General features: G+C 50.2%; 10 protein-coding genes. 3 read left to right on the top strand and 7 right to left on the bottom strand.

Annotation, left to right across the window (positions count from 1 at the left end):
• Positions 1-48: 48 nt before the first annotated feature.
• The 6 genes from Q0526_RS01105 to Q0526_RS01080 form a co-directional block, all read right to left on the bottom strand.
• Positions 49-345 carry a DUF6809 family protein gene (locus Q0526_RS01105; protein ID WP_298730003.1) on the bottom strand — a complete coding sequence of 99 codons (297 nt, stop codon included), beginning with the start codon at positions 343-345 and terminating at the stop codon, positions 49-51.
• An 81-nt stretch (positions 346-426) separates the two neighbouring features.
• The gene (locus Q0526_RS01100; protein WP_298730001.1) at positions 427-5127 is read right to left on the bottom strand and encodes a hypothetical protein; all 4701 of its coding nucleotides are present in this window, start codon (positions 5125-5127) and stop codon (positions 427-429) included.
• 2 nt (positions 5128-5129) lie between these two features.
• Positions 5130-5504 carry a hypothetical protein gene (locus tag Q0526_RS01095; RefSeq protein WP_298729999.1) on the bottom strand — a complete coding sequence of 125 codons (375 nt, stop codon included), beginning with the start codon at positions 5502-5504 and terminating at the stop codon, positions 5130-5132.
• A gap of 8 nt (positions 5505-5512) precedes the next feature.
• The gene (locus Q0526_RS01090) at positions 5513-8704 is read right to left on the bottom strand and encodes a helicase-related protein (RefSeq protein WP_298729997.1); all 3192 of its coding nucleotides are present in this window, start codon (positions 8702-8704) and stop codon (positions 5513-5515) included.
• Positions 8705-9213: 509 nt separating this feature from the next.
• Positions 9214-10485, bottom strand: coding sequence for a hypothetical protein (locus Q0526_RS01085; RefSeq protein ID WP_298729995.1), 1272 nt, complete (start codon positions 10483-10485; stop codon positions 9214-9216).
• A 276-nt stretch (positions 10486-10761) separates the two neighbouring features.
• Positions 10762-10941 (bottom strand): hypothetical protein, encoded by a 180-nt coding sequence (locus tag Q0526_RS01080; protein WP_287555469.1) that lies wholly within the window; start codon positions 10939-10941, stop codon positions 10762-10764.
• Between the two features lie 148 nt (positions 10942-11089).
• Between Q0526_RS01080 and Q0526_RS01075 the strand changes: the two genes are divergently transcribed.
• On the top strand, positions 11090-11287 hold the full coding sequence (locus Q0526_RS01075) for a ribbon-helix-helix domain-containing protein (RefSeq protein ID WP_021750310.1): 198 nt from the start codon (positions 11090-11092) through the stop codon (positions 11285-11287).
• Positions 11288-11656: 369 nt separating this feature from the next.
• Here Q0526_RS01075 and Q0526_RS01070 read toward each other — a convergent pair whose 3' ends face one another.
• Complete coding sequence (locus Q0526_RS01070; RefSeq protein ID WP_287555468.1) at positions 11657-12757, bottom strand: aldo/keto reductase; 1101 nt, start codon at positions 12755-12757, stop codon at positions 11657-11659.
• A gap of 200 nt (positions 12758-12957) precedes the next feature.
• On the opposite strand from Q0526_RS01070, the gene Q0526_RS01065 reads away from it, so the two are divergent.
• Together Q0526_RS01065 and Q0526_RS01060 are read left to right on the top strand one after the other, a co-directional pair.
• Positions 12958-13845 (top strand): LysR family transcriptional regulator, encoded by an 888-nt coding sequence (locus tag Q0526_RS01065; protein WP_298729990.1) that lies wholly within the window; start codon positions 12958-12960, stop codon positions 13843-13845.
• 372 nt (positions 13846-14217) lie between these two features.
• A complete protein-coding gene (locus Q0526_RS01060; RefSeq protein ID WP_025545232.1) occupies positions 14218-14649 on the top strand; it encodes a cupin domain-containing protein in 432 nt (143 codons plus the stop codon).
• Positions 14650-14965 lie beyond the last annotated feature (316 nt).

Here is a 14965-nt window from a genome sequence, read left to right as displayed (position 1 = left end):
GTTTGGCAGAGGCATTTTACCCTGACAAGCCGCCGACTGTTTTTACGCTTACGAAAGAGCGCCCAATCTCTTCGCTTTACGGCGAGAGACTGAGCGCTCTTTTTCATATTGATTCAGTTCCATAGAGAGCTGCCACGCCAGCTCAAATCCAGAGATAAAGCTGTCGATGGAGCGTTTTTCTGCCATCAGACTCTGGGCATCCATGATTCGAAGCACCAGCCGCCGTTCCGGCTTTTCCAGCACTTTGATCAGTGCCTGATGGCATTCTTCCACTTCCTGCTTCTGCTCCGAAAACTCGGGCGGAGTGTAGAAACAGTCGTACAAGTTCTTGAGTCGTGTTTTCATGCGTTGCACCTCCTGGTAGCAACACACAATACCACAGTAAAAGGGAAATTGCTACTGAAAAATCGCATAGACCTGTCAACTTTAATCTTGCTGTTTGAGGATCTCTTGGATTTCAGCAATATGCGTCTGACCAAAAACAAGTTCTTCGGTTCCTATTGGGATTATTATGGGACGATTTCCCATGGGATTTGCACTTTTGATAGCTTTCAAAAATTGCTTATGTATGGTCTCATTTTGTCGCAGTTCTTCAAAATGTTTACTACACACTAAACACAGGGAAACAGCACATGATTGCCAATAATAAGCGGGGGTCCTTTGAATATTGTTGACCTCGATGTATTTGATGTCTTTAGCTTCTTTACACATTTGACAAATACAGTATCCTGGCTCGGGACTATATCGTCGCATCGCTTCCATGCGAGTATCTTTGTTATCCAACAGAAATTCAACACCACTTGTTTTTACCCCATAGGGAACTTCTCGCTGAACCCTTTTTTTCACAATCCGTATAGGGTTGCTTAGAATTTGCTTCATATGCTTCTTAAACTGTGTGATATCCTTAATTGGCTGGTTCAGCATCTCTTCATCATAGTCAACACTAATTCTCGTTAAGCCGCCAAGTTCATATTTGTCGATGAGCTCTTGCGATATCAGACCTTTCCGTTTACAATTCTCCAAAATTTCAAAACCATAGCTAAAATCGTCAGGAGCCTGGAATGACTCAATATCTCCCGCATTTAAAGGTTCTAAAATATCCAAATCTTCATAGTGAACATCTTTAATATTCTTGCATTGGATAAATCGCGCAAAAGCATCACACTCCTTATGTGCAATGTGGTTTGGCAAGATGTCTCCCCAGAAATATTCTGCAGGCTGATCACTGACATATATGCGACCTTGTCGAAGTAAACCATTTTCATTTTTAAGGGGGATCTGATCCGAATTCGAAATAAGCAAATCAACGCACGCAACCAACATTCTTCGATTTTGCGTGAATTCATCCATTAAATAAGCATAGAGATTTTCCATCAAGGTACTATCCCGTAGCTTTTCGAATAGACTTTGACGGTAAATTGTGATTTCCAAGGAATCGTTCAGCACATTGATATCTTTACCAAGAATCTGCTCGCAGTCTGCTTTTGACAGAATTGCCGTATCTAAAATGTAGCAACTCTCAGGTGAAACCTTTGTATCGTCTTTGACATAGATTTTATCAGACCAACTGATAAAATCTATTTGGCCCAAAACGCTGCCTTTTACCGGAATGATTCGCATGGATTGCAATATACTTCGCAACACTGGCAAATCCATTTTATGAATCAGCAAATAATCATAAAGTATCTTGCGGAAGCTTTCGTCCTGCATATACCTTTGATAGTACTTGCAGACAATATTCAGAACATTCTTTGGAGATTCCTCTTTTATGCCCAGTGCAGAAAAAACCATGTCGTACTGATTATCATTAGCTTTGATTATCTCATTTGGAAGGATACCAATGTTTTCGCCTCTGGAGAGCAGATAATGGACAAGCTCAGGAAATCTATGCAATTGGGGCTGCATTGGCGTAGCAAAGGTCTCGGGGTTATAGGTACTCAAAAATGCAATAGGTTTAAGTTTGGAAAGAAGATTGCTCTTATTAAGTGCCGAGTCCTCGAATAAATCTGGAATATACAAGGATCCTTCTTGTCTAAAACGCAGAAATCTCAGTACAGAAATTCCGTTTTCGGATTTCAAATTTTCGATTGTATGAATCAACGCGTTATAGACTTCTTCCTTTACATAGCTGTTCCACTTGTTATTTATTATGTTGTCACGCGAAGTAGTCAATTCAAATGGGGCATCAATCACAAGGGGGATCTTAGCCTTTAAAAGCGTAGGAAGTCCGGAATAAAGATAGAAATCCTTTTGCGTCCGATTGAGAGGGACATAACAAACAACTTTTTGCTCTTTTCCAATATGTCGTTGGTGTTTTTCTCTTTCTTCGACAACAGCGGTATCGTTGATCGAGAAGCAATATACTATAATTTTATATTCATAACATTTACCGTTGATGGTAATTTTTCGAATTTGATCTTCATCTTTAATTGAAACATTAAACTTATCCAAACGAATATTTTGTAATTTGCGTAGACACAGACACAACTGCAGGATTTTTCCTTCGGTAAAAAAATCTGGGCGAAGCTCAGATTTCATCTTAAAACGCATAAAGGTTCCGTTATCAATAGTCTGCGTTCCGTTTAGCACTTCGGGAACAGTTGGTTCTTTGTCAGACAATGCAAAATTAAAACCTCCACTGAAAATCTCAACTCGTTTGGCAACTGAGAAAACGGACTTAAAGCCAATGCCCTTTTCACCAATTTCTTCGATGCTTTTTACTTGCGAAGCCAACAACCGTTTTTTTGTAGACTCTCCGATGGCAGTAATTGAACGCACATTGTCCTTTGTAAAGCCGGTTTCGTTGTATCTTGTAGTAATCTCTTGCGTATCTCGTGAAACTGCTAATTCAAAAGTCGGAACTTCACCGCCTGGATATGTACAATCGTCTGCGTTTTGCAGAAGTTCATTGATGTACCGGTCCGGATTTGCACCAGACTCATTGATGATTCGGATATAATTTTCATAAACGCCTTGCCCAAATGCTTTTCGAATCGAGCCACGAACCGAACGAAGCATCTGTAAATATTTAACAGGAGTCAATGCATTATCAGCAGTATTTAAGCTATTGGAAGCAGCTTTGAACCTAAGTGTAGCAGAAAATATACTATTTTTATCGACCTGTCCGCAAAAATCAGATAGTGCATGGATGCTTTCTCTTTGAGGCAAAATCAGTACATTCTTTGCAATAAAATAGAAGTTCTCCGGTACGCCATTTATCTTCAAGCATTTATAATTAATTGACTTTAGATATTGTGATGCCGTCGCATCAAAATCTGTTGCATCCAGAGGGTCTTCTGCTGAATCAATCGTTCGTACATCACAAAGTTCATTAGATGTAATAGCAATCGAAAACTCAGGGCGAACTTGCTTTTTTAGCTTATCAAGCGCAACATCTCTAAATGCGTTTGCACATTTGGCATGCTTAGAAAAGGATATGATTTGACTCACCGTAAAACTCTGACTGCCAACAGTTTCTACCATCTTAGAAAAAGAGAAGTCCTCAAATGTAGAAAGCATATTCAAGATGTTCTCAGTCGCTTCAGGAACAGTCATTGCCCGTTCAAACAGTTTAGCTGCCACATTATGGACTATACTTATTCCTGGATTTTTTCCGTGGGACTGCTTGGAAGGCAAAAACAATTCTCGCTTTTCACCTAACAACAGATATGCTCCTTCAGGATCCGGTATATTTTCTTGCGAGATAGGAAAACAAAAAATTTCTTGTGAACATCTGAAATTATTCTCAACGGTGTAGAAAATGGGAAGTTGTAAGAATGTTTCGCCTTTAAACTGCGCTTGCTTTAAGCAATTTACTTTTTCACTGGATGCTTCAAAAAGGTAAGAGTTCTTGAATGGTACATAGTTTACAACATCTTCTTTACATCTATGAGCCAAGTCTAAGAATACATCCTTCATCATTTGTGCGAAGCAGTTACAACTATGGGTAAACCAAAGATTGTTGCCCTGTGGATCAACATGTTCTCTGGAGCCAGCGAGTTTAAAGGGAACATGACATGCTAATGGCACTGTTAATCTAATCTGAGTTGGCAAAAAAGAGTAAAGTGTACCATTCTTAATAGCGTCATCTCCATATAAGGCATCCACACGGGGAACTACAACCTGCATAAACATTTTTTTCTCTGTGAATGCAGTTGTTTCTCCATATCTGGATTGACACATTTTTCTGTTATATGTTATTGGCATTGTGTAACGAATACACCGCACATCCTGTCGAATATTGGTGTCCAAGCCATTGCAATGATCTCGTAAATCGACAGCAATTTGCACATCTTCCTCCGTGCTCAGTTGAGTACGAGAGAAAAGAGATGTATTGCGCGAAACAGAGAATTTCAGACTCCGAAATCCATCGATATACAGACGTAATTCAGTCAACTTATTTAGAAATAAAAGAGGATTTTTGTTAAATAAAGCATTGCGTTTGCAGTATTCATTTACAAAAGAGCGATAAATACGATAAGACAACTCAGGCGCAACAAACAAAGTCAGTCGTGTTCCAGCAACTGGTTCGAAATCATCATAGGAGGGAATTGGTATTGTAAAATTGTTTTTATGAAGTTCAAATGAAAAATAGCTGCTTTGAATCAGCACCTTATTGGCTACTCCAAATACAGATTTAAAACCGATACCTTTTTCACCAATTTCAATTTTTTCTGCACTAATATTCTTTGCAGCCTCTGCAATACCAGTTATCGCAAATACATTAAATGGACTAAAGCCTTTTTCATTGTAAGTCAAAACAATTTGTCCTTGATTAGTATCAAATTTTATATCAAGGGTTGCGTTAGAGGGATCATTGTATTCGCAATCGTCGACATTTTGAATTAACTCAAATATGAAGCGAAGCGTGCTTGAATAGACACTGTCTTCGCCAACTGAAAGCAAAGATTCAAGTAATGCAGGATAATTATCGCCCTTTAGCTCATCACTTTTTGCCAATGCAAAACGAAATTTGTTTAATAACTCAACATAGCAAATATGGTCATCAATGCTTTCAAGGTCGTTTGGCAAAATATTTTTAAGCTCATTACGCAATTTTTCGAGGACCGTGAGATCCATCAAGTTAGAACTCCGATATTCATTCTTTATCCTGTCAATTTTTCTCACAATTATGACCTCTCAACTGTAATAATACCATTAGCAATCAATGTACTGTAAATATCAGCACGCTCGGCTTGCTGCATAATATCGTTATGTTTTTTCTCAAACCATTCGGTTACACTATCCATCTCGCTCTGACGCATCCTTCGAATATTATCCTCGAATGCATCTCCGATTTGCTGTTCCAGGATCCTTTTGCGGCTACGATAGTTGCTCTCAATGCTTTCAAGCTTATATCGCGCAGTCATTTTTGCATCTGCTGAGTGGTCTGCCCTTGCCGAACGAAGCATGAGAGCTTGCTTGGCCTCAAGTCCAGACCACATATCAGAAGATACCTTTCCTTCGAAATTTACCCCTTGAGCAGTTTGAAGGATATCTGTCATCTCCGCAGTTATTTCTTCGCTATCGCTGACAGTGGCAATATAGAAATGGGGATTAAGACCAGTATAATTCCATGCGTAGAAAATGGATAAGTGCCACTTGGTATGTGGTCTGAATAGTATTTGAGACTGATATAAGATACCTCGTTCGTCGCGTAATACATTGCAGCCTGTTTAACCAACGGATGTACTGCCGTAATGAAAAAGGCATTACGATCCTTCTCCGCTGCTTCTGGCTCGAAAGTTATACTGTGGTTCGGATTCTTTCCCTTTAAATAAAGTTCCCATTTGCGCTTTAGCGCAGAGCGGATACCTGACAGTTTTCTAAAATCTTCCAAAAGGATACCTCTGTCAACTGCGGAGAGACGGAGGGTTTTAGTATCACTTTCGCCAAAAATATAATTTACCTTTCCAAGGCGCTCCTTTAAATAATGCTCCACTAAATATTGCAGGCTTCGAGGGGATATCCACGGATTTTCAGCTTCCTGAATCTCTTTAGCCATAGTGTAATTTGACAGATCAAAGCCAAACAGGGCTTTCTCCTCGTCCTCGAGTTTACTCATTTCCTGCATCTTACGAATTTCATTGTCTGCCATCTGCTCCAGTTTATAGCGGCGTTCCTGATCTGTCAGTTTGCCATCAGCAGCGATTTGCTCGACCTGTCGCCCGATTTCACCGAGGATCTCTTCACATTCACCAACGCTTTGTTCAAAAACGCCGATACGGAGCAGGCAACGGTTATAAATATCTGCATCAACAGTTCCTGCAGTGATCACATTATAAATATTCACAGCCTCACTGGCCTGTCCTCTACGGTCAATGCGGCCAATACGCTGTTCAATGCGCATAGGGTTCCAAGGAAGATCATAGTTGATCATCATATCACAGAACTGATAGTCGAGGCCTTCAGAGCCAACTTCGGTGAACAGCAGAATGTCCAGAGCAGAAGGATCGCTCTTGGGAAGCTCGAATCGATTCCTGTATTCGCATCTGACATCATCTTTAACACTGCCATCAACTTGTTCCACGCGTAAGCCAGCCGCCGCCAGTTTTTTCTTTACATAGGAAAGTGTATAGCGGAATGTGCTGAACAGGATAATTTTATTGTTCTCCAGTTCCTGCTTTTGCTGGATGATAGAAAGGATGCTATCAAACTTTGGGTCTTCTTCCGGAAGATTATCGGCCAGTTCTAAAACATGGGTAGCAAGACTCTCAAGAGAAGTCGCAGCTTGTCCACTGAATTCAAAATTATCAATATCAATTTCTGGGTCATCGTTTATTTGCGCAAAACGTCTATCAATGAGATCCCTAATGTGGGGTGCCAGGCCAAAAATACAACTTGCCGCCTGGCGACGAATTGTACTCATCATAAACGGGACACTGCGAACATTGTGCAGAGTAGAGAGGGCCGTTCGCTCAAAGGCCAGGAGTTCGTCATGCAATGCCTGTTGTTCCGTTGTAAACTCAGTTTCCAAGGTATGAGTACGGCGAATGCAGAAATCCTGAATGTCTTTACGCCTTGTTCGATTAAGCATCGTGTTGAAACTATGCAAAGACTCAATATCCGTAATTAGCTTGACACGTTCTTCTCTGGAGACTTCCGGCTGGCGAAGTTTTTCAAGAATCAATTCATACAGAGGGTTTTTTGCGGTGACATTTTCACCCCATTGTGTTGTTAAAATGCCCTGTAACAGTTCAAGCGCATTTGCCTGCCAATCATCATCCGCCCTGCGTACAACATGGGCACATTGCGAAATGTAGGCATTGGGCTTTGACATCAAATTAAAAGTCGCCTTGTCCAATACTACATCAGGCCGGAGAAGGTTAAGGAGAGTAAACAAATCATCGTCGCCGGTTTGTAGCGGGGTGGCCGTAAGCATGACAACAGCATCTGCGTGATCACAGATGTATTTTACACACTTATACGCGAAAGCTTTTTCTTTTTCCATGCTACCGTTGCGAATATGATGGGCCTCATCAATGATGACTAAATCAAAATGTGGAGCAGGATCTAAATCCGTTAGACCATAGTTTTTACTTTTCATTCCACCTTCGCCGCTGTAAACACGGTTATCCAGAATAGAATATGGAACTATGGTTTTATTGTATCGACTTGGCCACTCTCCGTCGCGATCTGTATCGGAGAGAATTTGACGAAGTGTAGCACCATCAAGTGGAATAAAATCTTCGTCAAAGCGTTTCATTTCAAGCTCCCATTTTCGCTCTGTAACAAGCGGTTTAGGGCAGATGATCATGATGTTTTCGAGTTCATTTCTGGCCTCAAGTTCCTTAATGATAAGTCCTGCTTCAATTGTTTTACCTACGCCGACGCTATCTGCGATCAATATTCTGGGTTCATCGGATTTAATCAACTTCAATGCGGGACGGAACTGGTATGGGACAAAATCAATTCTTGCAGAATTCAAGGAATATAGATTCCCGGCAGAAGGATGATTGATCTGATATGCAGAGAGATAGCTTTGGAAGGTTTCAATACTTACCCAATGATACGACGGTGTATCGTTGACAAGTGCTATCTGATCCGAATAGTAAGTCTTGATCTCGCCATCAATGAATACCTGATAGCGCTTAATTTCTCCCAAATCTTCAACAGAAAAGACCAAGCCGCGTGCAGAAGGATTACCAACCAGGTACACCAAACTTTTTTCCGAAATGTTCTGAGATCTGGCTGATGTCGTTTCAACAGCAGGCACAAAGTCAACTGCTCTTGATGTTTTATTAATGTATCCGGGACTTTCTACTGCTTTCCGAAGCTCCGCAACATCCGACAAAATATCATGTGCCATATTGAGTTGTTCGAAAAAGCGTTGCAAAATATCAAGGTCACGAATGATGGAATCCTTGCCGGGTAACTCGCTACCGACATGTGCCCAATTGTTGCGGACGCCCTGCATATCACGGATGCATTCTCGTTCCTTTGTAGGGAGATACGCAAAACTGCGCATCTCATACCATGCCTTATCGGCAATCCTGAGAAGCGCAGCTAAATCAAAATCTGTCAGTTTAGTAAAGCCCTTTTGGGCAGCAAAAGTCCGCTGGTTATAACTGAGCTTCTGCAGAACGCACTCATCCCACCAGTTTTCAGTTACTTTAGGCAACATATCGTTAAGCCACTCGGCAAGTGCTCCAGTAGCTTGATGCAGGTATTCATTCATTGAACTTACTATGTATCTATCGTCCATTGTGCACCTCAATTCAGTAGTTAAACTTTACCTGTTGTGGAAAGTAGGCTCTGTATTTCACAAAATTTCTTATGTTGATTTTCCTTGTCGGATCATTTCCTATCTATGTGTGATTCGGTAACTTTCTGACTATTGGCGTAAAACCACTATATCACAAGAGTTGTACCATAAAAGGGACAACAAAACATCTTAGGATGCTATGTTGTTTATAAGATTACTACAAAATGAGACGAATTTCAACAAAGCGAATAAGCCAAGCTAAAAACTATATCCTCTTCTATGAATGACGAAACATATGGGGAGATACATGAGGCTGGAAAAGTATGACTGTCGCTATAAGTAAGCCGCACACTTTTGTGAAAGAGAAGATGTTGAAACAGCCGCAAGTCATCAAAAGCGATGACTTGCGGCTGTTTTAGTTGATTTGTTCCGTACCGGTAGTGCCCCTGGGGGTTCAGTTCGTTTCCCTATGAGATGGAGCACTGAGGGCCGCTCTCCTTTTGCGCCGTTCACAGCAGAACCTCCTCCCGAATGGGAAGGGCGTACCGCTGCCCGGCCTGCACCAGACGCCCGTCCTCCACCATGTGCTTGAGGATCAGGGCACACTGTCTGTCGCCGACGTGCAGGGGCGCCGCCAGATCCTGCCGGTAGGCCGGACCGGACTGCTCCAGAAATGTACGGATGACGTCATACTGCTCCTCCGGCGGCACCACCTGGCCGGCGGGGTAGTATTTGCCGCCGACCAGCACCAGCTTTCCCCGCTCAGCCAGCTGCCGGAGACGCTCGTAGGCCGCCACCTTGGACAGGCCGAGCAGCGACATGGCCTCCGACCGGGAGATGGTGCCTTTTTCGGCGGCGTAGGCCAGCAGCCGGGCGTCCTCGTTCTCCCGGCGCTCCTCCCGGCAGAGATCTCCCAGGCTGATGTGCTCCATCCCGCCCCGGATCAGGGCGGTCCGCACCATCTTGGACAGCCGGGGCTGGTCCAAGGGCCGCCGGGAGTTGGGCGTCAGCAGCACGTGCGGGTCCTCACCCGGCCGCCGGCGTCCCGCCGCCGCCCGCAGCAGGCGCCGCAGGGTGACGCCCAGGGCCAGGTCCCGGTCCGGCAGCCGCACCAGACCCCGGTCCAGATCCACCTGGTCCCAGGTCAGGGCTGTCATCTCCCGGACCTGCATCCCCAGCTTCCAACCCATCCAAAGGGCAAGCCCCACCGGGGAGCTGCCCTCCGCCTGGAGCAGCTTCCACATCAAAAAACCGTCCACCTCCCGCCGAGGGCGGGAGTCCTTCTGCCGCCCCTCCGGCAGATAGTCGGAGAAAACGGCATACAGAGTGGGGACGGCGATGCCGCTGATCCGGGCCACATAGGGCCAGTCGTGGGATTCCAGATGGCGGATGATGAAGTCGTGCCGCAGATCCATCAGGCTGATGCCGCCCAGCCCCGCCCGGTCCAGAGTTTTTCTGGCCAGGCGGGAAATGGACTCCGGCGGCATCTGCTGCCTGCGGCGGTCCGAGACCACCACGAAGGGAGTAGGCGGGTCGGGGCGCTCCGCCTGCCGGCGCAGGCAGTCCTCGGTCTCCGTCTCCAGCGGGATGGTCCGGTCCGGCAGCCGGAGCTGATGGGCAGAAAAGTCCACATCGTTCCAAGCGAGGCGCTGGATCTCCTCCCGGGTCAGCCCCTGCCGCCAGGCCAGGCGGAGGATCAGCCCCGCCGCCGTCTGCGTCTGCTCCGCCAGAAGCTGGGCCATGGCCCGGGCATCCGGCCGTCTCATGGTTACTTTGCTCACGTTCCGTCTCCTCCCGGTCAGGGGGAGCGATGAACGGCGGGTTACGACCGTATGACATACGGACTGAACCCTGCACCGCTTTGGACGCTCCCGGTCAGGAACGCCCAGAATTGTTCTGCTGTCTCCATGGGATGGCGGGTGCGGGCAGCTGCCCACGGGTGCCCGCACCGGGCGTACCTGCCGCCTCTGACTTTCACCGTGTTTCTGTCTGTTTCTGTCTGCCGCCGTTTGCCGGGAGAGCCGAAGGAGCTTCGATGGGGCCCGGCACCCCACCCGTCACACGGGCTGGCTATTCTTGCCGGACTGCTTCCCCCACGCCACAAGGCCCCGGATGATTAGGTCCCGGAACATCGCGTCCCGGGGGACGCCGGGGTAGCTGCTCTGCTTTACCGCGGTCAGTTCCGCCGCCAGCTCCGGCGTCACGGAGATGGTGAACCGTTTTTGATCTCTGTTCATGTACGCAGCTCCTTTCCATATAGTGGTTAAGTGAATTGGTGAACCTATTAAGGTTATTATAGTGGTTCACTGAACCGAAGTCAAGGGGGCTGCGGCTCTCTTTACACCGGTGGTTCACTCGTGTATAATAGGGCCAGAGGTGATAAGGATGGCAACAGACAGACCGCGTTACACGGTATCCGTGGACAATGAGCTGTTTCAGCAGATCGAGGATTTCCGCTTTGAGCGCCGGTTCCAGACCCGTTCGGAGGCGACCGTGGAATTGATCCGGCTGGGACTGGAATCCCTGAAAAAGGAACAGCAGACCCCGCGGGAGAAGCCGGCGGACGAGGCACGTGACGACTGACCGTCCGCCGGCGGCTCCGGCCGCGGGGACACCCGTGAAAACGGGAGCGCGCACCCCCGCCCTATCCTATCGGAGATAACTGAAACAGTTCTGATTCCGGCGCACCTCCGGGGGAGGCGGGAATCAACGAAAAAAAGACGGCTGCCGGGTTGGCAGCCGTCTTGGTGATTTTGGGAGATGGATACGGGAAGGGCACTCAGTAGAATTCCTTCAGACAGGCCTCCGCATCCGCCCAGGTGCCGGTGAAGGGGACGGGCGTCTCCATCTTCAGGGGCACCAGGGCGGTGGCGGAGCGGAGGACGGTGGGGATGTCAGCAGTCAGCCGCTCATTGATGTAGCCGGCAAAGGTGCAAGGAACGGCCAGGGCCCTCACGCCTGCCGGAAGTAGGATGCGATCTCCCGCATCCGCGCCGACTGGGATACATGGAAGGGGCACCGGCGGTCACAGTGGCCGCAGCTGATGCAGGCATCCGCACCCAGAGACAGGCTCCGGTAGTGCTCTGCCGCCAAGGCATCCCCCGCACGGGCCAAGTCATAATACTTGTTGATGAGGCCCACGTCCAGGCCGGCGGGGCAGGGCTGGCAGTGGTTGCAGTAGACGCAGGTGCCCTCCGCGTCTCTGGGGGTGAGGGAGCTGATGACGGAGTAGTCCCGCTCCGCCTCCCCAGCCCGCAGAAAGCCCAGGACCCGTTCCAGATCCGCCCGGTCTCGGACACCGGGCAGCACCGTCAGGACGCCGGGCTTGTCCAGGGCGTACTGGATGCATTGATATTCCGTCAGGGCCTGACCGAAGGGAGAGGTACGAGCATCCAGCAGCTGTCCGCCGGCAAAGGCCTTCATCACGGAGATGCCCACGCCCTCCGCCTCGCACCGGCGGTAAAGGGCCATCCGCTCCGTGGCGCTGCCGTTGGCATACTCGCCGTGCTGATAGTCGTAGCTGGGGTTGATGCTGAACATCATCATGTCCGCCAGGCCGGTGTCCAGCACCTCCCGGGCCAGGGCCGGCGTATGGGTGGAGAGGCCGATGTGGCGGACGACGCCCTGGGCTTTCAGCGCCTCCAGATACTGAAGAACGCCGTTGTCCACATACCGGCGCCAGTCGCCAGACTCGTCCATACAGTGGATGAAGCCGTAGTCGATGTAGTCCGTCCGCAGCTGCTCCAGCTGCCACGCTACCGACCGCTTGACGGTCTCCAGATCCGTGGTCCAGCTGTAAGGTTTACCGGCGGCGTAATTGGCGCCGAAGTGGACCTGGTAGAGCACCTGCCTGCGCACACCCGCAAGGGCGGCGCCGAAGATGGGGAAGCAGGCGGAGTCGGCAGTGGCCAGGTCGAAGTAGTTGATCCCCTGCTCCAGGGCCATCTCCAGCGTGGCGGCACCCTCTTTCGCCCCGACGGCGGGGAGGCCGCTGGTGCCCACGCCCAGGACGCTGATCCGGTCCCCGGTGCGGCGGTTGACACGGTATTCCATAGGTCGAAACCATCCTTTCCTGTTGCAGCTCTGCGGCAGCCGGAGTCCGGGCGCCGCGCCTCACATGACCCTATTATACCGCCTGAAATGAGAAATAGCGAATACCTGTTTTCTATGCTGAGACATACATTTCACACATATCACACTTGCGGCCCCACTGCGGCCATGATATGGTAGGGGAGAAGAGGAGGTGCGGCCCGGTGGAATTTCGGACGCTGAAGTATTTTTTGACTGTGGCCCGGGAGGAGAACATCACCCGGGCGGCGGCGCTGCTCCATCTGACGCAGCCCACCCTGTCCCGCCAGCTGATGCAGCTGGAGGAGGAACTGGGAGTCAAGCTGTTCCGTCGCAGCCAGCACCACGTCGTTCTGACGGAGGCCGGGATGCTGCTGCGCCGCCGGGCTCAGGAGATCGTAGAGCTGGCGGAGAAGACGGCCCGGGAGCTCCGACCGGCGGAGGAGATCACAGGCCGGATCTCCATCGGAAGCGGCGACCTGCGGAGCATGACGTATCTGGCAAAGCTCCTGGCTGCCTTTCACCGCCAGCATCCCCGGGTCCAGTATGAGATTTACAGCGGAGACTCCGACGGGATCAAGGAGCGGATCGAGCAGGGACTCCTGGACATGGGACTTCTGCTGGAGCCGGTGGACACCAGCCGCTACCAGATCCTCCGGCTGCCTGTCCGGGAATCCTGGGGCGTCCTGGTGCCGGAGGATTCGCCTCTGGCCCAGCAGGAGGTGGGGACGCCCGGGGACCTGGCGGACAGCCCCCTGATCCTGACCACCCGGGAGCTGATGCGCCGGGAAATGATCCGCTGGTTCGGCCCTTACGCAGACCGGATCCAGGTGGCGGCCAGCGGCAACCTGCCTTACAACCAGACCCAGCTGGCCCGGGAGGGGCTGGGGATCTATCTGGTGATCCGGCTGGATTGCGCCTATGACGGGCTGCGGTTCGTACCCCTCTCTCCGCCGCTGGAGTCGGGCACGGTTCTGGCCTGGAAGAAGACCGAGGTCCTTTCTGCCACCGCTGCTGCCCTGCTGCGATTTGCCGAGAAATACGTCGGCGGAATATCAGACCATCCGGTATAGGCATTGGACAAGGCGAAGTTCCAGATTTAGAATGGAGGCGTCCCTGCGGGGACGTCTCCACTTTCTGCCCTGAGGTGCGGGCGATGACGATCCAGGAGGCCAGCGAGTGCGATCAGATCTCCATGGAGGTCCTGAGGTCGGGCAGGCCGCGACCCGGAGCGGCTGAACCTGATCCTGACGCTTCGGGACATCGGCTTCACCGGAGAGGAGACGGGGGGCTATATGCGGCTGCGGCTACTGGTGGAGATACGGGCCGCCGCGCTGGCGGATATTCACACCCGTGAGCGGCAGGAGACACGCTGGCGGCAGAACATCCACACCGGGGCGGCGGTCTGCCCCGCATTCATAAGAAAGCATTGGGAGGTATGTTGCATGAAGATCATGGACAAGGCTGCATTTGAGGAACAGAACGTGTTTGGCCTGGGCGCGCCCAACGACGCTTTTGCCCGGTACTTTGCCGGCCGGTCCTATCTCAATCCCCTGACCCGCCCGGAGGACGGGCTGTTTCTGGCCAACGTCACCTTCGAGCCCGGGTGCCGGAACAACTGGCATATCCACCACGCCTCCGAGGGCGGCGGGCAGCTGCTGATCTGCACCGCCGGCGAGGGTTGGTACCAGGAGGAGGGCAAAGAGGCGGTCAGCCTGGAGCCCGGCAGAGTCATCGTCATCCCGGCGGAGGTCAAGCACTGGCACGGCGCCAAGCGGGACAGCTGGTTCAGCCACATCGCCGTCGAGATGCCCGGTGAGGCCTGCTCCAACGAGTGGTGCGAGCCGGTGAGCGACGCGGAATACGAAGCACTCTGAGCGGCTCCCGGCCGGGGAATCGCCGCTTGGCAACAAGGCACGGACAGTCCAAAGACTGTCCGTGTCTTGCTTTGCAGCAGCTCCGCCGGAATCCTTCCCGCCGGGGCGGAACGGGGGGCTGCACCGGATCCGGCTGCTGGCGGGCATCGGCCTCAGGCGGCCCTGCGGCGGCAGAAAGCGGAGACCAGATCCACCAGCCAGGACAAGGCGATCATGCCCAGCGCCAGAGTGCTGACATCATGCCAGGCGTATTGGTTCAGGGCCAGGATCAGCGGCGCGCCGATTCCGCCCGCACCGGCCAGGCCAAGGGCGGAGG

The organism is uncultured Subdoligranulum sp. (assembly GCF_937890665.1).
This window is presented reverse-complemented; position numbering and strand designations above follow the sequence as displayed.

What these genes read in the sequence shown, in the direction of transcription:
- Q0526_RS01105 (WP_298730003.1), bottom strand. Translation starts at nt 345, where the DNA reads ATGAAAACACGACTCAAGAACTTGTACGACTGTTTCTACACTCCGCCC.
- Q0526_RS01095 (WP_298729999.1), bottom strand. Translation starts at nt 5,504, where the DNA reads ATGACAGATATCCTTCAAACTGCTCAAGGGGTAAATTTCGAAGGAAAG.
- Q0526_RS01090 (WP_298729997.1), bottom strand. Translation starts at nt 8,704, where the DNA reads ATGGACGATAGATACATAGTAAGTTCAATGAATGAATACCTGCATCAA.
- Q0526_RS01080 (WP_287555469.1), bottom strand. Translation starts at nt 10,941, where the DNA reads ATGAACAGAGATCAAAAACGGTTCACCATCTCCGTGACGCCGGAGCTG.
- Q0526_RS01075 (WP_021750310.1), top strand. Translation starts at nt 11,090, where the DNA reads ATGGCAACAGACAGACCGCGTTACACGGTATCCGTGGACAATGAGCTG.
- Q0526_RS01070 (WP_287555468.1), bottom strand. Translation starts at nt 12,757, where the DNA reads ATGGAATACCGTGTCAACCGCCGCACCGGGGACCGGATCAGCGTCCTG.
- Q0526_RS01060 (WP_025545232.1), top strand. Translation starts at nt 14,218, where the DNA reads ATGAAGATCATGGACAAGGCTGCATTTGAGGAACAGAACGTGTTTGGC.